The 17,764-nt window shown below is 66.2% G+C and carries 19 protein-coding genes and 1 riboswitch; of the genes, 16 read left to right on the top strand and 3 right to left on the bottom strand.

What is annotated here, in order from left to right:
- Positions 1–3: 3 nt before the first annotated feature.
- Positions 4–1,245 carry an MFS transporter gene (locus tag AC3A4Z_RS10625; RefSeq protein WP_498711529.1) on the bottom strand — a complete coding sequence of 414 codons (1,242 nt, stop codon included), beginning with the start codon at positions 1,243–1,245 and terminating at the stop codon, positions 4–6.
- Between the two features lie 226 nt (positions 1,246–1,471).
- Here AC3A4Z_RS10625 and AC3A4Z_RS10620 point away from each other — a divergent pair, with 226 nt between their 5' ends.
- Together AC3A4Z_RS10620 and AC3A4Z_RS10615 are read left to right on the top strand one after the other, a co-directional pair.
- Complete coding sequence (locus AC3A4Z_RS10620) at positions 1,472–2,830, top strand: ammonium transporter (RefSeq protein WP_493970185.1); 1,359 nt, start codon at positions 1,472–1,474, stop codon at positions 2,828–2,830.
- On the top strand, positions 2,827–3,165 hold the full coding sequence (locus tag AC3A4Z_RS10615) for a P-II family nitrogen regulator (protein WP_015937412.1): 339 nt from the start codon (positions 2,827–2,829) through the stop codon (positions 3,163–3,165). The genes AC3A4Z_RS10620 and AC3A4Z_RS10615 overlap by 4 nt, the downstream gene beginning before the upstream one ends.
- Positions 3,166–3,281: 116 nt before the next feature.
- On the opposite strand, the gene AC3A4Z_RS10610 is transcribed toward AC3A4Z_RS10615, so the two are convergent.
- Positions 3,282–4,685, bottom strand: coding sequence for a glucose-6-phosphate dehydrogenase (locus AC3A4Z_RS10610; RefSeq protein WP_498711528.1), 1,404 nt, complete (start codon positions 4,683–4,685; stop codon positions 3,282–3,284).
- A gap of 83 nt (positions 4,686–4,768) precedes the next feature.
- Between AC3A4Z_RS10610 and ffh the strand changes: the two genes are divergently transcribed.
- Together ffh and AC3A4Z_RS10600 are read left to right on the top strand one after the other, a co-directional pair.
- Positions 4,769–6,370 (top strand): signal recognition particle protein, encoded by a 1,602-nt coding sequence (gene ffh, locus AC3A4Z_RS10605; protein ID WP_498711527.1) that lies wholly within the window; start codon positions 4,769–4,771, stop codon positions 6,368–6,370.
- Positions 6,371–6,486: 116 nt separating this feature from the next.
- Complete coding sequence (locus AC3A4Z_RS10600) at positions 6,487–7,221, top strand: alpha/beta hydrolase (RefSeq protein WP_498711526.1); 735 nt, start codon at positions 6,487–6,489, stop codon at positions 7,219–7,221.
- A 4-nt stretch (positions 7,222–7,225) separates the two neighbouring features.
- Here the strand turns inward: AC3A4Z_RS10600 and thiC are convergent, their stop codons facing one another.
- Positions 7,226–9,052, bottom strand: coding sequence for a phosphomethylpyrimidine synthase ThiC (thiC, locus tag AC3A4Z_RS10595; protein ID WP_498711525.1), 1,827 nt, complete (start codon positions 9,050–9,052; stop codon positions 7,226–7,228).
- Positions 9,047–9,154: riboswitch (TPP riboswitch) on the bottom strand. It overlaps the preceding gene by 6 nt.
- A gap of 80 nt (positions 9,155–9,234) precedes the next feature.
- On the opposite strand from thiC, the gene AC3A4Z_RS10590 reads away from it, so the two are divergent.
- The 12 genes from AC3A4Z_RS10590 (at position 9,235) to AC3A4Z_RS10535 (ending at position 17,666) form a co-directional block, all read left to right on the top strand.
- A complete protein-coding gene (locus AC3A4Z_RS10590; RefSeq protein WP_498711524.1) occupies positions 9,235–10,317 on the top strand; it encodes an amidohydrolase family protein in 1,083 nt (360 codons plus the stop codon).
- Positions 10,318–10,423: 106 nt separating this feature from the next.
- Positions 10,424–11,299, top strand: a complete 876-nt coding sequence (locus AC3A4Z_RS10585) for a VOC family protein (RefSeq protein ID WP_498711523.1) — start codon at positions 10,424–10,426, stop codon at positions 11,297–11,299.
- A 141-nt stretch (positions 11,300–11,440) separates the two neighbouring features.
- On the top strand, positions 11,441–11,881 hold the full coding sequence (locus tag AC3A4Z_RS10580; protein ID WP_498711622.1) for a hypothetical protein: 441 nt from the start codon (positions 11,441–11,443) through the stop codon (positions 11,879–11,881).
- 195 nt (positions 11,882–12,076) lie between these two features.
- Complete coding sequence (rpsP, locus tag AC3A4Z_RS10575; protein WP_104998279.1) at positions 12,077–12,499, top strand: 30S ribosomal protein S16; 423 nt, start codon at positions 12,077–12,079, stop codon at positions 12,497–12,499.
- A 1-nt stretch (position 12,500) separates the two neighbouring features.
- Positions 12,501–12,743, top strand: coding sequence for an RNA-binding protein (locus AC3A4Z_RS10570; protein ID WP_013601399.1), 243 nt, complete (start codon positions 12,501–12,503; stop codon positions 12,741–12,743).
- 113 nt (positions 12,744–12,856) lie between these two features.
- Positions 12,857–13,402: a ribosome maturation factor RimM gene (gene rimM / locus AC3A4Z_RS10565; RefSeq protein ID WP_498711522.1), complete on the top strand. Its 546-nt coding sequence runs from the start codon at positions 12,857–12,859 to the stop codon at positions 13,400–13,402.
- Positions 13,403–14,215: a tRNA (guanosine(37)-N1)-methyltransferase TrmD gene (trmD, locus tag AC3A4Z_RS10560; RefSeq protein ID WP_498711521.1), complete on the top strand. Its 813-nt coding sequence runs from the start codon at positions 13,403–13,405 to the stop codon at positions 14,213–14,215.
- 249 nt (positions 14,216–14,464) lie between these two features.
- Positions 14,465–14,824, top strand: coding sequence for a 50S ribosomal protein L19 (gene rplS / locus AC3A4Z_RS10555; protein WP_050054723.1), 360 nt, complete (start codon positions 14,465–14,467; stop codon positions 14,822–14,824).
- A gap of 83 nt (positions 14,825–14,907) precedes the next feature.
- Positions 14,908–15,585 (top strand): signal peptidase I, encoded by a 678-nt coding sequence (lepB, locus tag AC3A4Z_RS10550; RefSeq protein ID WP_498711520.1) that lies wholly within the window; start codon positions 14,908–14,910, stop codon positions 15,583–15,585.
- On the top strand, positions 15,586–16,410 hold the full coding sequence (lepB, locus tag AC3A4Z_RS10545) for a signal peptidase I (RefSeq protein ID WP_498711519.1): 825 nt from the start codon (positions 15,586–15,588) through the stop codon (positions 16,408–16,410).
- A gap of 2 nt (positions 16,411–16,412) precedes the next feature.
- Positions 16,413–17,246, top strand: coding sequence for a ribonuclease HII (gene rnhB, locus AC3A4Z_RS10540; protein ID WP_498711518.1), 834 nt, complete (start codon positions 16,413–16,415; stop codon positions 17,244–17,246).
- Positions 17,247–17,339: 93 nt separating this feature from the next.
- Positions 17,340–17,666 (top strand): DUF2469 domain-containing protein, encoded by a 327-nt coding sequence (locus AC3A4Z_RS10535; RefSeq protein WP_050054745.1) that lies wholly within the window; start codon positions 17,340–17,342, stop codon positions 17,664–17,666.
- Positions 17,667–17,764: the final 98 nt, after the last annotated feature.

The raw sequence follows: 17,764 nt of genomic DNA, 5'->3' as shown, positions 1-17,764 counted from the left end.
TCCTCACGCCTTGCCGGGCTTGAGGGTCTCCCTGGTACCGAACCAGGCGCCCGCTGCAACCAGCATGACGCCGCCGGTGACCCCAAAAGCCCAGCCATACCCCCAACGGTCCGCCAGCACGCCGGCCAGGACCGGGCCAACGATCGCGCCGACGTCGGACACCATCTGGTACACAGCCAGCACCTTGCCCCCTGACCGTTCGTTGCCGATCACGTCTGCGACAGCGGCCTGCTGCGCCGGCCCGAACAGCCCGGAGCCGACGCCGGCCAGCGCCGAAGCGGCCAGGAACCACAGGAGCTGGTCGGCGAAGCCGATGCCGGCCGTGGCGGCGGCCGCCACCAGCAACCCCGCGATCATCATGGGCCTGCGCCCCATGCTGTCCGCCAGGCGCCCGGAGAAGGTCAGCGCCGCGGCGTTGCCGGCGGCGAAAACGGCCAGCGCCAGCCCCGCAGCCTCAGGCCCCGCCCCGAACACGGCGGCCGCCAACAGCGGAACCGTGGCCATCCGTACGCCGAACGTGGCCCATCCGTTCGCGAAGCTGGAGGCAAGCGCAGCCCGGTAAGACCCCGTTCCCAGCGCCTCCCCGAACTTCATCTCCGGTGCCCGCTGCTGCGCCTGCGCCGACCCGCGGCGCTGGTGGCTCAGCTGCGTCTGCACCACCAGCGCGGCAACAATCAGCGCCGCGGCATACGCCAGGAACGGAATCCGCAGGCCGAACCCGGCCAGCAGCCCGCCCACAATGGGACCGCACACATTGCCAACAAGGAACGCCGACGCGTAGGCCCCGGAGACCCGGCCCCGGCTTTCCGGCGGTGCCAGCCGTATCACCAGGGCCATGGACGCCACCGTGAACATCACCGAACCTGCGCCCCCGAGCCCGCGGAAGAGCAGCAGCTGCCAGTAATTCTGGGCAAAAGCACAAGCCGCCGTGGACAGGGCCACGATCAGCAGCCCCGCCACGTAGACGGGCCGTTCGCCGACTTTGCCGATCAGGCTTCCGCCGGCGGGGGCAAACACCAGCCGCATGAACGCGAAGATGGCAACGATCACCGACGCCTCGGTGTTGCCCACCCCGAAGGTAGTGGCGAACTGTGGCAATACGGGCGCAACAAGCCCGAATCCAAGCGCAATCAGGAACGCGGCGGCGAGCATCACCTTGATGTCCCGCGGCAGCGGGTCCCGCTGAGGCCGAAGGCGGGCCAGGAACCTTGAAGTGGCGCCGCTTTCGCGGGGTGCTGCCGTCATGGTGCGCAGTTCCTTGCATTGGGGAGGGCCGGGGACCGGCGGGATCGATGAAACACAACCGTAACAAGCGCGATATGCACCATTTACTTCCTAGAGGTTGTTGTAACAGGCCGGCAATCTAAATCCTCCGCGGGCGAAACACGCCGACGACACACTCTTTACAGGACGCAAAAAGGCGTTGGCAGGCGGAGGACTCCGCAAGATTCGATGAGAGAGGACGTGCACCATGGAACTTACCGCAGGTCACGTTTGGATCATGGTGGCGGCAGCGCTTGTGCTGTTCATGACACCAGGTCTGGCATTTTTCTATGGCGGCATGACCCGTGCCAAGGCCGCACTGAACATGATGATGATGAGCTTCATCTCCATCGGCATGGTCGGCGTTGTCTGGGTTCTGTGGGGTGCATCCATGAGCTCCGGCGAAGGCTTCCTGCAGATCGTGGGCAATCCCTTCGCCACCTTCGGCCTCGAAGGGATCGATACTCCTGACGGCCTGATCAAGGTCGGCTACGCAGCCACCTTCGCCATCATCACCGTCGCACTGATCAGCGGCGCCATCGCGGACCGCGCGAAGTTCGGCGCCTGGACCGTGTTCGTCCCCGTCTGGGTCACGCTGGTGTACTGCCCGCTGGCCTACATGGTGTGGGGCGGCGGACTGTTCGGCCCCGAAGGCGCAGTGGGCCAGGCACTTGGACCGGCCATCGACTTCGCCGGCGGCACCGTGGTGCACATCAACGCAGGCGTCGCGGCACTGGTACTGGTCCTCATCATCGGCAACCGCAAGGGCTTCGGCAAGGACCCGAACCACCGCCCGCACAACATCCCGTTCGTCATGCTGGGAGCCGCTATCCTCTGGTTCGGCTGGTTCGGTTTCAACGGCGGCGCTGCCACCACGGCTGAACAGGGCGGCCTCATCTGGATCAACACCCTCGCGGCTCCCGCCGCAGCCATGCTCGGCTGGCTGGTCACCGAGCGCATCCGCGACGGCCACCCCACCTCCCTGGGCGCGGCCTCCGGCGTAGTTGCCGGCCTCGTGGCGATCACCCCCGCCTGCGCCAACGTCAGCCCCGTCGGTGCCCTCGGCCTCGGCGTGGTCGCCGGCGTGGCCTCTGCCCTGGCCGTGGGACTCAAGTTCCGCTGGGGCTTCGATGACTCACTGGACGTCGTCGGCGTCCACCTCGTCTCCGGCATCATCGGCACCGTTGCCCTGGGCTTCATCGCACTTCCCACCGACGGCGTCGGCGGCGGCCTGTTCTACGGCGGCGGTATGACCCAGATGTGGGCACAGCTCGCAGCAGCCGGAATCGCCATTGCCTACTCCGCCATCCTCACCGCGATCATCGCCCTGGCCATCCACAAGACCATGGGCTTCCGGGTCTCGCAGGAACAGGAAACGGTGGGTGTGGACCTCAGCCTGCACGCCGAGACCGCCTACGAGTTCGGCGTAAGCGGACACGGCGGAAGCTTCCAGCCGCTGCACGACATGATCACCGGCAAGAGCCAGCAGGAAGGCGCACAGGCTGCCGAAGCGGCCGCTGCACCGAAGAAGGAATCAGCAACAGGCAAGGAAAGCGTGGGGGCATGAAACTGATCACCGCAATCGTCAGGCCGGAAAAGCTCGAAGCCATCCGGGAAGGACTGGAAGCCTACGGTGTACAGGGCCTGACGGTCAGCGCGGCCAGCGGCTACGGCCGGCAGCGCGGCTACACCGAGGTCTACCGCGGAGCCGAGTACAACGTGGACCTGCTGCCCAAGATCCGGGTGGAAGTCCTGGCCACGGACGAGCAGGCCGATGACATCCTGGACGTTATCATCGCCAGCTCGAACACGGGCAGGGCAGGTGACGGAAAGGTCTGGACCATGGACGTCTTCGAAGCAGTCCGGGTCCGCACCGGGGAACGCGGAGTCGCCGCCATCTAAGCAGCCGCACCTTCCACGGCTGACTGGTAAGGCAACAAAAGAGCGGGCAGGGAACCGAATGGTTTCCTGCCCGCTCTTTTGTTGACCTGCAAAGCCGGCACGCTGCCGGCGCCGGCCTACTCTGCCCGTGCCGTACTGGACCAGCCCGCCGGACCGGCAGATCCGGCGTCGTACTCCTCCATGGGTACGGTGTCCTGCTGCCAGGCCTTCAGCACGGGCTCCACGATCCGCCAGCAGTCTTCTGCGGTGTCGCCCCGGACGGAAAGCAGCGGATCGCCGGCGAGCACACCCTCAAGGACTTCGCCGTAGGGCAGGAGTTCGGAAGCGCTCAGCTCCGCCTCCAGGGTGATCCGGGACAGGCTGAGGATTTCGCCCGGACCGTTCACGTCCACGTCGAACTCGAGGGTGTCCGGCCCGAAGCCGATCCGCAGCTGGTTGGGCGAATCCACGCCCGTAAAGCCCTTGGGCAGGTGGGGGACGGGCCGGAACGTCACCACAGCCTCCTTGCGCTTTACACCCAGCGCCTTGCCGGAGCGCAGGATAAACGGGACGCCCTTCCAGCGCCAGTTATCAATCCCCACCTGGATCTGGGCGAGGGTTTCGGTTCCGCGGGAGGCGTCCACGCCCTCCTCCTTTGCGTAATCCGGCACCTCTTTGCCTCCTACCGTGCCGGCCGTATAGCGCGCCCGGTGCGTGGACCCGGTGTCGGGAGCGGGGACGCTGCTGGCGCGCAGGACCGTGGAGACGGCGTCGCGCAGGTCCCGTTCGCTGATGGTCGACGGCGGTTCCATGGCCATCAGGGCCATGATCTGGAGGAGGTGGCTCTGGATCATGTCCCGCAGTGCGCCCGCTCCGTCGTAATAGCGGGCCCGGCCCTCGAGCGCGAGGTCTTCGTCGAAGATGATCTCCACCTTTTCCACGTGATGCCGGTTCCAGACCGGCTCCAGGAAGTTGTTGGCGAAGCGAAGGCCCAGGATGTTCAGCACCGTGGCCTTGCCGAGGAAGTGGTCCACGCGGTGGATGTGGTCCTCCGGGACCAGGCGCACCAGGGTCTGGTTCAGTGAACGGGCGGATTCCTCACTGGAACCGAACGGCTTTTCCATCACCAGCCGGGTGCCGGCCGGAACCTGCTCCGGGCGGAGCGTCTCGCAGGCCAACTGGCTGATCCGCGGCGGCAGCGCGAAATAGACCGCCGTGGGACCCTCCAGGGTGGCGAGCAGCGAGGCCAGGGCGCCGTCGGCGGTGACATCAAGCTGGTGGTAGACCGTCTCCTTTTCCAGGTCCGCCAGGGCGCGTTGTCCCTCGGGGCCCGCGGACTCCGCCGACCCGGCAAAGGACTGATGCACCCTGTCCCGCCATTGCTCCGGAGTCCAGGGATCCGAGCCTGCCCCCACCAGCCGCAGCCCTGCCGCCCGGCCCGTTGCCACGAGGCGTGCGAGGCCCGGCAGGAGCAGCCGGCCGGTGAGGTCTCCGGAAGCGCCGAGGATGAGCAGGGTTTTTACAGTTGTTTGGCTCGTCATTTCGCCAGCATGCCACCTTGCGGGCCGGCTTGGTACCCTAGATAGTCGAGTCCCGATCATCCACTGAAAGAAGTGCACGGCACGTGTTCAATTCACTCTCTGACCGGTTGACAGCAACCTTCAAAAATCTCCGCGGCAAAGGCCGCCTCACTGAGGCCGATGTTGATGCCACAGTGCGGGAGATCCGCCGCGCCCTCCTGGACGCGGACGTTGCCGTTCCCGTAGTCCGTGAATTCACCAGCCGGGTCCGCGAACGCGCCCTGGGCGCCGAAGTTTCGGGCGCGCTGAACCCGAGCCAGCAGATCGTCAAGATCGTCAACGAGGAACTCGTGGAGATCCTGGGCGGCGAGACCCGCCGGATCCGCCTGGCCAAGAACGGCCCCACCATCATCATGCTGGCCGGCCTCCAGGGCGCCGGTAAGACCACCCTGGCCGGCAAGCTGTCCAAGTGGCTGAAGTCCCAGGGGCACAGCCCCATGCTGGTTGCCTGTGACCTGCAGCGCCCCAACGCTGTCACCCAGCTCCAGGTGGTGGGCCAGCGGGCCAAGGTACCCGTCTTCGCGCCGCACCCGGGTGCCACGTCCTCCGAACTGGAGCACCCGGCAGGGGACCCGGTGGAGGTGGCCCGTGCCGGTGTTGAGGAAGCCCGCCAGAAGCTGCACGACGTTGTCATCGTGGACACCGCCGGGCGCCTCGGCGTCGACGCGGACATGATGGAGCAGGCACGCCAGATCCGCCGCGCCATCGTGCCCAACGAAGTCCTGTTCGTTATTGACTCGATGATCGGCCAGGACGCCGTGAACACCGCGCTCGCGTTCGACGAGGGCGTCAACTTCACCGGCATCGTGCTGTCCAAGCTCGACGGCGACGCCCGCGGCGGTGCGGCCCTCTCGGTCGCGTCGGTCACCGGCAAGCCCGTGATGTTTGCGTCCACCGGTGAAGGCCTGGACGATTTCGAGCTCTTCCACCCGGACCGGATGGCTTCGCGCATCCTGGACATGGGCGACGTCCTGACGCTCATCGAGCAGGCAGAGAAGTCCTGGGACAAGGACGAAGCTGCCCGGATGGCGAAGAAATTCGCCGACCAGGAGGACTTCACCCTCGAGGACTTCCTCGCCCAGATGCAGCAGATCCGCAACATGGGTTCCATGAAGAAGATGCTCATGATGATGCCCGGCGCGCAGAACATCCGCCAGCAGCTCGAGCAGTTCGACGAGCGGGAAATTGACCGTGTGGAAGCCATTGTCCGGTCCATGACGCCGCACGAGCGCCTGGCCCCGAAGATCATCAACGGTTCACGCCGCGCCCGCATCGCGCGCGGTTCCGGCGTGCACGTTTCCGAGGTGAACGGCCTGCTGGAGCGTTTTGCGCAGGCCCAGAAGATGATGAAGAAGATGGCCCAGGGCGGCATGCCGGGCATGCCCGGGATGCCGGGCATGCCCGGGATGCCGGGCATGCCCGGGGCCGGCGGTGGCGCCCGCAAGAACGCCAAGAATGCCCCCAAAAAGAAGGCCAAGTCCGGCAACCCGGCGAAGGCTGCCCAGGAGCGCAAGGACGCCGAGGCCCGGCGCGCCAACGCTGCCAAGGCCCTGCCCACCGGCGCCGCGTTCGGCCAGCAGTCCGGCGACTTCGATCCGTCGCAGCTGAACCTGCCCAAGGGCTTCGACAAGTTCCTCGGCAAGTAGCCGCTGTCCCAACCAAGTAGCGCCAAGTGTCGTTTTGACGGTTCATAACGACACTTGGCGCTACTCACTTGGGATGGTTCCCGGGGGAAGTCAGTGCCGTGGAATAGGGTTGGGTCATGTTCAAGCAGAGGGTAGTGTTCGTGCACGGCGCCGGCAGTTTCGGCTCCGCCGCCTGGCCGCGCCAGCACGGAATGGCACTGTCCTACGACGCATTGTTCCTCCGCCGCCACGGCTATGACCCGGTGGCTGAGCCGGTTGAATCCTCCTTCGAGGAGGACGCCAGGATTGTGCTGCGGTCGCTGGCCGACGACGGCCGGGGCGCCGCCGGAGGGCATGTCGTGGCACATTCCCAAGGCGCCATCGCGGCCATGCTGGCCGCCGTCGAACGCCCTGACCTGGTCTTTTCCCTGACGCTGGTGGAACCGGCCTGCCTGTCGCTGACCGCCGAACTTCCGGCCACAGCGGCCCACATCGGCCTCATGCAGCCGCTCTTCGACGCCCGGCACCAGATGAGCGACCAGGACTTCCAGCGCGAGTTCGTCCGGCGCGTCTACGCCACCGACCTGCAGCAGCCGGCCACAGCCGAGGAGAAACGTTCCGCCAGGCGGCTCCGGCTGCAGGCCCCCGCCTGGGAAGCCCCGCTGCACATCGTTCCCGGCGTGCCCACCCTGGTCCTCACCGGGGGATGGGAACCGCTCTACGAGGAGATCGCCGGATACCTGCGGGAGACCGGCGCCCTGCACCGCACAGCGGCGGGAGGGCACCGGCCCCACGATTCCGTGGAGGGGGACCGTATCATCAGGTCCTTCATCCGCGACGTGGGCACGGTGCAGGCACCCTGGGCGTCCTGAGGCGTCAGCTGCCGGAGGGGACGCTCAGCTCCGGCAGGTAGACCTTGCCGCCGGCCGCCAGGAACTCCTCGCTCTTGCCCCGCATGCCCGCTGCGGCATCGGCCAGTGCCGCCTGTGCCGCTGCGGAACCATACTCATCCCGGATGTCCTGGCTGATCCGCATGGAGCAGAACTTGGGGCCGCACATGGAACAGAAGTGCGCCGTCTTGGCCGGCTCGGCAGGCAGTGTCTCGTCATGGAATGCCTCGGCCGTCACCGGGTCCAGGGACAACGCAAACTGGTCGCGCCAGCGGAACTCGAACCGCGCCTTGGACAGGGCGTCATCGCGTTCGTGCGCGCCGGGGTGGCCCTTGGCGAGGTCTGCCGCGTGGGCCGCGATCTTGTAGGTGATCACCCCGGTCTTGACGTCGTCCTTGTTGGGCAGGCCCAGGTGTTCCTTGGGGGTGACGTAGCAGAGCATGGCGGTACCGTAGCGGGCGATCTCCGTGGCGCCGATGGCCGAGGTGATGTGGTCATAGCCGGGCGCCACGTCGGTGACCAGCGGACCCAGGGTGTAGAACGGGGCACCCTTGCACAGTTCCTGCTGGCGCTCGACGTTCTCCCTCACCAGGTGGAACGGGATGTGCCCGGGGCCTTCCACCATCACCTGCACGTCGTATTCCCACGCCCGCTGCGTGAGCTCGGCCAGCGTATCCAGTTCGGCGAACTGTGCCGCATCATTGGCGTCCGCCGTCGCCCCCGGCCGCAGCCCGTCCCCCAGGGAAAAGGCGACGTCGTACTTGGCAAAGATTTCGCAGAGCTCGTCGAAGTGCGTGTAGAGGAAGTTTTCCTGGTGATGCGCCAGGCACCAGCCGGCCATGATCGAACCGCCGCGGGACACGATGCCCGTTACCCGGTTGGCCGTCAGGGGAACGTACCGGAGCAGGACGCCAGCGTGGATGGTCATGTAATCCACACCCTGTTCGCACTGCTCAATGACGGTGTCGCGGAAAATCTCCCATGTCAGTGCGTTTGCTTCCCCGTTGACCTTCTCAAGTGCCTGGTAGATGGGGACGGTCCCGATCGGCACGGGGGAGTTGCGGATGATCCATTCCCTCGTGGTGTGGATGTCGTCGCCGGTGGAAAGGTCCATCACCGTGTCCGCGCCCCACTGGGTGGCCCACTGCAGCTTGTCCACCTCCTCGGCGATCGAACTGGTGACCGCCGAGTTTCCGATGTTCGCGTTGATCTTCACCAGGAACGCCTTGCCGATGATCATCGGCTCGGACTCCGGGTGGTTGATGTTGTTCGGAATGATGGCCCGGCCGGCAGCCACTTCACTGCGGACCAGCTCCACGTCGCAGTTCTCCCGCAGTGCCACGAACCGCATCTCCGGGGTGATCACGCCCTGCCGTGCGTAGTGCATCTGCGTGACGGTTTTGCCGTCGACGGCGCGGCGGGGCACCGGCCGCGCGCCCTTCCACTCGGCGCTCGCCGCCCCGCGGCGGACGGCAGAACGGCCGTCGTCGAGCAGGTTCCGCCCGCGCCCGCTGTACTTTTCGGTGTCCCCGCGTGCTTCAATCCACTCCGCGCGGAACGGCGTGAGGCCGCGGACGGGATTACTCCCCGGACCGGCGGTGCGGTAGACACGGAACGGTCCGTTCGGCTGGCCGTTCGGTGAATCCGCCAGCTCAATTTCCGTGACCGGCACCCGGATTCCGGCCGCCGCGTCCTGGACGAACGCCAGGGAATGGGACTTCAGCGACTGCGTGACCGGAGGCTGGACCTGGCCACCCGCCGTTGCGCCGGACGGATTTTGGGCAGGGTTAAGCTGTGCATTTGATGTACTCAAGGAATACTCACTTCCTTCGCCGGCATTACCCGGACAGGTTCAACGGTCGCAGGCTGCATCAGCCCGATCTCAGCCCCTGCAAGGGCACCCGTGTGGTCACCAAGAAGCTACCACAGCTCGTTGGACTGCCTGTGTCATATCCGGCGGTGCTAGCCTTTCGGGCGGGAAAGAGAGGAAGATCCATGGCAGAAACCATCCAGTTCAACGGCGCCGTGCTGACCGGGCCGGACACCGAGGTACGCGGGCTCTGGTCCGTTGGCGGCAGGCTCACGTTCCGTCGGCCGGCGGCGGAACCGGCCAGAATTTTGGACGGCTGGGTGCTGCCGGGTTTTGCTGACGCCCATTGCCACATCGGCCTGGGAACCGGGGGCGCCGTCGATGAAGCGACGGCGGAAGAGCAAGCACGGACCGACCTGGAAGCGGGCACTCTGCTGGTCAGGGATGCGGGTTCCCCCGTAGACACCCGCTTCCTCCAGGGGAGTCGTGCGGCGCCGGTGCTCATCCGTGCCGGGAGGCACGTGGCCAGGACCCGCCGGTACCTCCGCGGCTTCGCTGAGGAAGTGGAACCCGACGGCCTGGTGGAGGCCGTCCGGAAGCAGGCGCGCGACGGCGACGGCTGGGTCAAGCTCGTGGGGGACTGGATAGACCGCGGCGCCGGTGACCTGGCGCCGTCGTTTCCCGCCGCCGTCGTCAAGGACGCCGTCCGGGCGGTGCACGATGAAGGCGCGCGGGTCACCGCGCACTGCTTCGCCGAAGAGACCCTGGACCAGATGCTGGACGCGGACATCGACTGCATCGAACATGCCACGGGACTGCTGCCACGGCACATTCCACGGTTCGTGGAGCAGGATGTTCCCATCGTGCCCACCCTCATCAACATCGCCACTTTCCCGGACATCGCTGCGCAGGCCGAGCCCAAGTTCCCCCGGTACGCCGCCCATATGCGCGCCCTGTGGGAACGGCGCGCGGAACGGGTGCTGGAGGCCTTCGAAGCCGGGGTGAAGATCTACGCCGGCACGGACGCGGGCAGCGTCATCAGGCACGGCAGGATCGGGGACGAAATCCTGGCCCTCCACCACGCCGGACTGCCCGCACCCGCCGCCCTCGACGCCGCGTGCTGGGGCGCCCGGAAGTGGCTGGGCGCTGACGTGCTCGAGGAAGGTGCCCGGGCCGACGTCGTCCTGTGCCGGGAGGACCCGCGCCGGGTTCTGCAAACCGTGCAGGAGCCGGCCCATGTGGTGCTGGAAGGGCACGTCGTGCGCTGACCCAGGCGAAGGCCCGGAAACCACTTGGAATAAATTGAAGCTTCAAGTAATTTTAACAGTGACAGGCCCACCAACCCGACGGGCCACAGTACCGGGAGTTTTCACAATGACTGCAGAAGCCGCCACCCAGGATCTTCTTCCTGCCGACCTCACCATGGGCACCGTGATGCTCAAGGTGGGCGACATGAAGGTCATGACCGACTACTACCAGCGCGCCCTCGGCCTCGAGGTCATCACCGAACAGGACGGCGGCCTGTACCTCGGCCGGCTCCGGAAGCCGCTGGTCCATCTTGCGCCCGCCCCCGGGCTGAACCTGCCCGGCAGGGGCGAGGCCGGCCTCTTCCACACAGCGCTGCTCTTTGAAAACCAGGCCGACCTCGCCGCCACCATCGCCACGGCCGCCCGGTTCGAGCCGCGCTCCTTCACAGGCAGCGCCGACCACCTCGTCAGCGAGGCTTTCTACTTCAACGATCCCGAAGGCAACGGCATTGAGCTCTACTGGGACCGCCCGCGCAGCAACTGGTCCTGGAACGGCACCGATGTGGTGATGGACAGCCTGGCCCTGCCGCCGCAGCGCTACCTGGAGCAGCACCTCACCGAGGAATCGCTGGAGCGCCAGCGCGGAACTGTTGCCGGGGTGGGCCACGTCCACCTCCAGGTAGGCGACGTCCAGCTGGCGCGTGACTTCTACGTGGGCATCCTCGGGTTCGAGAAAACGGCCGGCTGGCACGGGCAGGCACTCTTTGTCTCCGCCGGCCGCTACCACCACCACATGGCCATGAACGTCTGGAACAGCCGCGGCGCCGGCCCGCGCAAGGACACGCTGGGCCTGGGCGAAGTGCTCATCGAGGTTCCGGCCGGGGACGACGTCGGGGCGCTGGCTGACCGGCTGAAGGTCGCCGGGGTGCCTTCCCACCACACCGGCGCTGAACTCCGTTTCGAGGATCCCTGGCGCAACAACATCCGGGTCACGGTCCGCTGATATGCCCCGCGGGACCCGCGCCCGGCAGGCGTTGCCGCGCCAGGGGCGGGCCGGCCTGTACTAGGCTGAAGCCCAACGGCCGGGGCGGCAGGCGCTGCCCGCCCCAGTGACCGAACCGTCAACGGAATGAGGGTAATTCCCATGGGCTTCACCGAGATCTTTGTCGCTGACCATGCGGGTGCGCTGAAGCGCGCCGGGATGCTGGACCAGGGCGGCAGCCAGCCGGCTGCCCACGCCCTGCGGATCCCTGACATCAGCGACTTTGAAGTCGAGCAGCTCGGGGAGTTTGCCGGCGCAGCCGTGCACGCCGGCGGAGCGGACTATGAGCTGACCATGGTGGACGTGGCCAGCGATTCGCTCCTGGCGGTACCTCCGGCCATGGTCCGCGCGCTCGCGGACCTGCTGACCTACGAAACCGAAGGGGAAGGCAACGTCCTGGATGACGTCGCCGAACGGTGGGCGGCCCAGGAGGACATGCCTTTCGACTCGGCCCAGGCCCGGACCTACGTCCAGCAGTTGGCTGAACTTGCCGGCGGCATCGACGACTCGGAACGCAGTGGCCTCTACGTCTGGACTTCCTAGTTCCCGCCCGCAATCGGCGGGCGGGGTGTCAAGTCGAAATCCGGGCGCTCATCTGGCACAATAGACAGGTACTCGATCTGCGTGGCCCCTCTCTCCGCGTCCGGATCCTGTCCTTCGAACCCGCAAGTACGGCCCGCCCCACGGGTGCAGAACGCCGGGCTCACCCCCTTTTCTGAAACAGGAGTGACCACAAAAGTGGCCGTAAAGATTCGCCTTAAGCGCTTTGGCAAAATGCGCGCACCGTACTACCGCATCGTCGTCGCTGACTCACGCACCAAGCGTGACGGCCGCGCCATCGAGGAAATCGGCAAGTACCACCCCACCGAAGAGCCCTCATACATCGAGGTCAACTCCGAGCGTGCGCAGTACTGGCTGTCCGTCGGCGCCCAGCCGTCCGAGCAGGTTGCCGCGATCCTGAAGATCACCGGTGACTGGCAGAAGTTCAAGGGCCTGCCGGGCCAGGAAGGCACCCTGAAGACCAAGTCTGAGAAGGCTGCCTTCGTTGCCCCCGAAAAGGGTTCTGTGATCATCCCGGAAGCCATCACCAAGAAGGCCTCCAAGTCTGACGCAGCCGAGGCACCGGCCGAAGCCGAAGCAGAGACCACCGAGGCTGAGTAAATTGCTGGCAGAAGCGCTGGAACACCTGGTCCGGGGAATCGTCGATTCCCCGGATGACGTCAAGGTCAGCTCCAAGAGCAACCGCCGCGGGGATACCCTCGAGGTGCGCGTTCACCAGGACGACCTCGGAAGGGTGATCGGCCGCCAGGGCCGCACGGCACGCGCACTGCGCACCGTTGTGGCAGCCCTGGCCGGCGGCGAGCCGGTAAGGGTCGACGTCGTCGACACCGACCGCCGCCGCTGAGCGCTCGGCAACATCAGCTTTGCTCCGGCCCCTCCACCCATGGTGGAGGGGCCGGAGTGCTTTCACCGGCACCCCCGGACCACACGGAACAGACACATCGAACAGAGGAACACATGCAGCTTCAGGTGGCACGAATCGGCAAACCCCACGGCATCCGCGGGGAAGTTACGGTCCAGGTCCTGACCGACGCCCCTGGAGACCGGTTCGTACCGGGCACCGAATTTGTGGTCGAACCGGCCTCTGCCGGCCCGCTGACCGTCAGCAGCGCCCGCTGGAACAAGGACATCCTGCTCCTCGGCTTCGAGGAAATCGAAACCCGCAATGACGCGGAAACCCTGCGCGGGGCGAAGCTCTTCATTGAAACCGAAGAACTCGACGAGGACGACGACGAAGGCTGGTACGAGCACGAGCTCGTGGGTCTCGAGGCCAGGGTGGGATCGCAGGTGGTGGGCAAGGTTGCCGCGCTGAACACCATGCCGGTCCAGGATCTGCTGGTGGTCACCACCCCGGGCGGGGAAGAGATCCTCATCCCCTTCGTTGAACAGATCGTTCCCGAGGTCAACATCGGGGAAGGGTTCGTGCTCCTCACCCCGCCGGACGGCCTGTTCGAGCTCAACACGGACCAGGACGCCGGCACCGATCCGGAAAGAAAAGCCTAAATGCGGATCGACGTCGTCAGTATTTTCCCGGAGTACCTGGCACCGCTGGAGCTTTCCCTGATCGGCAAGGCCCGCCAGGACGGGTTGCTGGACCTGCACGTCCACGACCTGCGTGCCTTCACCACCGACAGGCACCGGACCGTGGATGACACTCCGTACGGGGGCGGCGCGGGCATGGTCATGAAGCCCGAGCCCTGGGCGCAGGCCCTGTCCTCGATCGCCGAAGGACGCCCCGAGGGTGCAGGCAGGCCGGTACTGATTGTCCCGTCGCCGGCGGGGGAGCGGTTCACCCAGGCCCTGGCCTACGAACTGGCCGAACAGGAGCACCTGGCGTTCGCCTGCGGACGCTATGAGGGCATCGATGAGCGGGTCATCGAATGGGCCCACGAGCACTTCACCGTCCGGCCCGTCAGTCTCGGCGATTACGTCCTGAACGGCGGTGAGGTCGCCGTCCTGGCCATGGTCGAGGCCATCGGCAGGCTCCTGCCCGGCGTCGTGGGTAATCCGGAATCACTGGTCGAGGAGTCACACTCCGACGGGCTGCTGGAATACCCCGTGTACACCAAGCCCTCCGTCTGGCGGGAGCGGGAAGTGCCGGCCGTCCTGCTCAGCGGCAACCACGGAAAGATCGCGCAGTGGCGCCGGCACGAACAATTCCGCCGGACGTCGGAACGCCGGCCGGACCTGCTCGAAGCGTTCGACGCCGGAAAGCTGCCCCGCGCCGACCGCACTGCACTGCAGGACCTCGGGTACGACGTCGTCGACGGGCGCCTGCAGCGCCGCCCCGCCCACCCGGACGGACAACAGGGCTGACCCGAACTCCTTCGGCCCGCAGGATTGGCTGTCCGCCGCGGACTGTGGCAAAATTAGTCCTTGTGTCTGCTGGGTCCGCACCTGCCACAGGGGGAGCGCAACCAACAGCTAAGACAACCGGCCGCATCAATCAGTGAAGCGGCCGGACTACTAAACTTTCGGCAGCAATCTCCGGTGCGCCATCAGCGTCCGGGCTTGGCTGCCGTGACCCAAAGTGAATGACCCGTGGCGTTCACCAGGAGTGCAATTATGCATATTCTCGATTCCGTAGATGCAGCCTCGCTGCGCACCGATGTTCCCGCGTTCCGCGCAGGTGACACCCTCAAGGTTCACGTGAACATCATCGAAGGCAAGAACACCCGTGTCCAGGTATTCCAGGGCTTCGTCCTGGGCCGCCAGGGCGAGGGCGTCCGCGAGACCTTCACCGTCCGCAAGGTGTCCTTCGGTGTCGGCGTGGAGCGTACCTTCCCGGTACACTCCCCGATCATCGAAAAGATCGAGGTCGTCACCAAGGGTGACGTCCGCCGCGCCAAGCTTTACTACATGCGCGCACTGCGCGGCAAGGCTGCGAAGATCAAGGAAAAGCGCGACTTCAGCACCGCCAAGTAAGTCCTACCGGACCTACCCAGGCAGGGCCGCAGCCGTACCCGGCCAGCGCCGGAGCCATGCACCAGCGCCCAGGATACGGACTTATGGACCAGACAAAACGCCAGCCCCCAAAAACGGGCTGGCGTTTTGTGTTCCTGGCCTTTGTGCTGGCCCTGGCGGTCAGCGGGCTGGTCCGCTCACTCTGGCTGGACGTCTACTACATTCCGTCCGAATCCATGGAACCGCTCCTGCAGGGCGGGGACCGCATCCTCGTCTCGCGCACTGACTTCAACACCGAACCCATCCGGCGCGGGGACATCGTGGTCTTTGACGGCCGGGGCACCTTCGCACCGCTCAACAGCGGCAAGGGCGCACTGGTGGATACTGCCGCGGCCATCACCCAATGGCTTGGCCTCACGGGCAGCGACACCACCTATGTCAAACGCGTCGTCGGGCTCCCGGGGGACACCGTGGTCTGCTGCGACGCCGGCGGGAAAATCACCGTCAACGGCCAGCCGCTGGACGAGCCCTACATCTTTCCCGGCGATCTCCCGAGCACCCAAAAGTTCAGCGCAGAGGTGCCTGCGGGGCGGTTGTGGCTGCTGGGCGACCACCGGTCCGTGTCCGCTGACTCCCGGAGCCTGCTGGGTGCCCCCGGTGGCGGGATGGTGCCGCTGGACAGGGTGACAGGCAGGCCGGTCCAGATTGTCTGGCCGCTTGATAGATTTGCTGCAGTACCTCGGCCGGCAGCGGCAGGGCCAATTACAGAGAACGGACAGTAGATGCCCGAGAACCACCCGCGGACCCCCGAGCCGCGTCCAGACGGCGCCCCGGATTCCCCGGCCAGTGCTGCACCGGAAGCAGCTGCGGGTCCTGAAGCGCCAGCTCCTGCCGCAGGCAGCCGCGCCGAGGCCAAGGCCGCCGACGAACAGACCGGTGGAAGCCAGGTGCTCGCCTGGCTGAAGGAAATAGCCACCGTTGTGGTCATCGCCGTGGTGCTCTCCTTCCTGATCAAAACCTTCCTGTTCCGGGCCTTCTTCATTCCTTCTGAATCCATGGTCAACACCCTGGACGTTGATGACCGGATTTTTGTTAATCTCCTGGTCCCCGAACCCTTCTCGCTGACCCGTGGGGACGTTGTGGTTTTCCGCGACACGAAGGGCTGGCTGCCGGCCGCGCCGGAGAAATCCGATGGTCCGTTCACCTGGGTGCGGGACGGCCTGACGTTTGTTGGCCTCCTGCCGGACAACTCGGAGCAACACCTGGTCAAGAGGGTCATCGGGCTGCCCGGGGACCACGTGGTCTGCTGTGACGACGGCGGTAAACTGACCATTAACGGGACCGCCATCGACGAAAAGTACATCAACTCCGCTGAGGTCCCGCAGGTCCGCAACTTCGATATCACTGTCCCCGAAGGCAAGGTGTGGGTGATGGGCGACAACCGGAACCACTCCGCAGACTCGCGCGCCCACATGGATGCGGACGGCGGCTTCATCGACCTCGCCGACCTTGAAGGCAAGGCCGCCGTCATCGCCTGGCCCCTGAGCCGGATCACCGCCCTGGACAACTACCCGGACGTGTTCCGGAACGTTCCGGCGGCACCCTGACCATGCCCCCGGTAGTCAAAGCCAGCCCGGTAAAGGCCAGCCCCGCAAAGGCCGGCGCGGCGAAGGCACGGGCCGGCGCCGCGAAGGTGGCCCGTCCCGTGAAGGCGCCCACCTTGCGGCACGAACGGACGTTCAAGGCACAGGGGGTGCGCCTCGTCGCCGGGGTGGACGAGGTGGGCCGCGGGGCCCTGGCCGGTCCCGTCAGCGTCGGCATTGCCGTCGTGGATGTGGAGCGCCAGCGGCCGCTGGCCGGAGTGAAGGACAGCAAACTCCTCAGCCCCGCTGAACGGGAACGGCTTGAGCCGCTGGTCCGCCGGTGGAGTGTTGCATCTGCCGTGGGGCACGCCTCGGCGCAGGAGATTGATTCCGTTGGCATCATAGCTGCGCTGCGCCTGGCCGGAACCCGTGCGTGGCAGGAGATCCTTGCTGCCGGCGTGACCCCGGACATGGTGCTCCTGGATGGCAGCCACAACTGGTTGTCGCCGGCAGAACAGCTGTCCCTCTTCGATGAGCCGGTGCTGGAAGCCGTTTGCGACGCCCCCGTGCACACCAAAATCAAAGCCGACATGCAGTGCCTGAGCGTCGCGGCCGCGAGCGTGATCGCGAAGGTGGAGCGCGACCGTATGATGCGGCAACTGCATAGCGAGTACCCGGACTTCGGCTGGGACATCAACAAGGGCTACGCCACCGTTTCGCACCGGGACGTCCTCCGTGCGGCAGGCCCAACCCCTTACCACCGGGTGAGCTGGCGGCTGCTGGGCGGCGAGTTGCTGGAGGGCGTGCAGGACGACCGGCCGGACGGCGACGCCGGCGACGGACCCGGCGTCGAAGACTAAGCCCCGCAGCGGAGGCTCGGTGATGGCTTGAAAGACTGCCTCCCATCCACAGCGCGGGCGCCAGCGGCGCCGGACATGGTGCAAGATGGAACCATGAGTGCTGAGGATCTTGAAAACTATGAGACCGACATGGAGCTGCAGCTCTACCGTGAATACCGCGACGTCGTCGGACTGTTCAGCTACGTTGTCGAGACCGAACGGCGCTTCTACCTGGCCAACCACGTGGACCTCCAGGCCCGCAGCGCCGATGGCGAAGTTTACTTCGATCTGACCCTCCAGGACGCCTGGGTGTGGGACGTGTACCGCTCCGCGCGGTTCGTCAAGAGTGTCCGGGTCCTCACGTTCAAGGACGTCAACGTGGAAGAACTTCCGCGCAACGAGGAACTCGCCCTGCCCAAGGACGTTGACATGGGCCAGTAGTGCCTGACGGGGTGCCGGGCACTTATCCTGCACAGCCGCCCCGGGCAGCTCCTTTGTGCACATACGGGAAAAGCTCCCTTACCTCCGCAACCGCACCG

It is taken from the genome of Arthrobacter sp. Soil_C_49, from assembly GCF_057656635.1.
Note: the sequence above shows the minus strand (reverse complement) of the source record. Positions and strands in the feature narration are given on the sequence as shown.

Coding starts and splice junctions, on each gene's coding strand:
- AC3A4Z_RS10625 (WP_498711529.1), bottom strand. CDS start 1,245: ATGACGGCAGCACCCCGCGAAAGCGGCGCCACTTCAAGGTTCCTGGCC.
- AC3A4Z_RS10620 (WP_493970185.1), top strand. CDS start 1,472: ATGGAACTTACCGCAGGTCACGTTTGGATCATGGTGGCGGCAGCGCTT.
- AC3A4Z_RS10615 (WP_015937412.1), top strand. CDS start 2,827: ATGAAACTGATCACCGCAATCGTCAGGCCGGAAAAGCTCGAAGCCATC.
- AC3A4Z_RS10610 (WP_498711528.1), bottom strand. CDS start 4,685: ATGACGAGCCAAACAACTGTAAAAACCCTGCTCATCCTCGGCGCTTCC.
- AC3A4Z_RS10600 (WP_498711526.1), top strand. CDS start 6,487: ATGTTCAAGCAGAGGGTAGTGTTCGTGCACGGCGCCGGCAGTTTCGGC.
- AC3A4Z_RS10590 (WP_498711524.1), top strand. CDS start 9,235: ATGGCAGAAACCATCCAGTTCAACGGCGCCGTGCTGACCGGGCCGGAC.
- AC3A4Z_RS10585 (WP_498711523.1), top strand. CDS start 10,424: ATGACTGCAGAAGCCGCCACCCAGGATCTTCTTCCTGCCGACCTCACC.
- AC3A4Z_RS10580 (WP_498711622.1), top strand. CDS start 11,441: ATGGGCTTCACCGAGATCTTTGTCGCTGACCATGCGGGTGCGCTGAAG.
- rimM (WP_498711522.1), top strand. CDS start 12,857: ATGCAGCTTCAGGTGGCACGAATCGGCAAACCCCACGGCATCCGCGGG.
- trmD (WP_498711521.1), top strand. CDS start 13,403: ATGCGGATCGACGTCGTCAGTATTTTCCCGGAGTACCTGGCACCGCTG.
- rplS (WP_050054723.1), top strand. CDS start 14,465: ATGCATATTCTCGATTCCGTAGATGCAGCCTCGCTGCGCACCGATGTT.
- lepB (WP_498711520.1), top strand. CDS start 14,908: ATGGACCAGACAAAACGCCAGCCCCCAAAAACGGGCTGGCGTTTTGTG.
- lepB (WP_498711519.1), top strand. CDS start 15,586: ATGCCCGAGAACCACCCGCGGACCCCCGAGCCGCGTCCAGACGGCGCC.
- rnhB (WP_498711518.1), top strand. CDS start 16,413: ATGCCCCCGGTAGTCAAAGCCAGCCCGGTAAAGGCCAGCCCCGCAAAG.
- AC3A4Z_RS10535 (WP_050054745.1), top strand. CDS start 17,340: ATGAGTGCTGAGGATCTTGAAAACTATGAGACCGACATGGAGCTGCAG.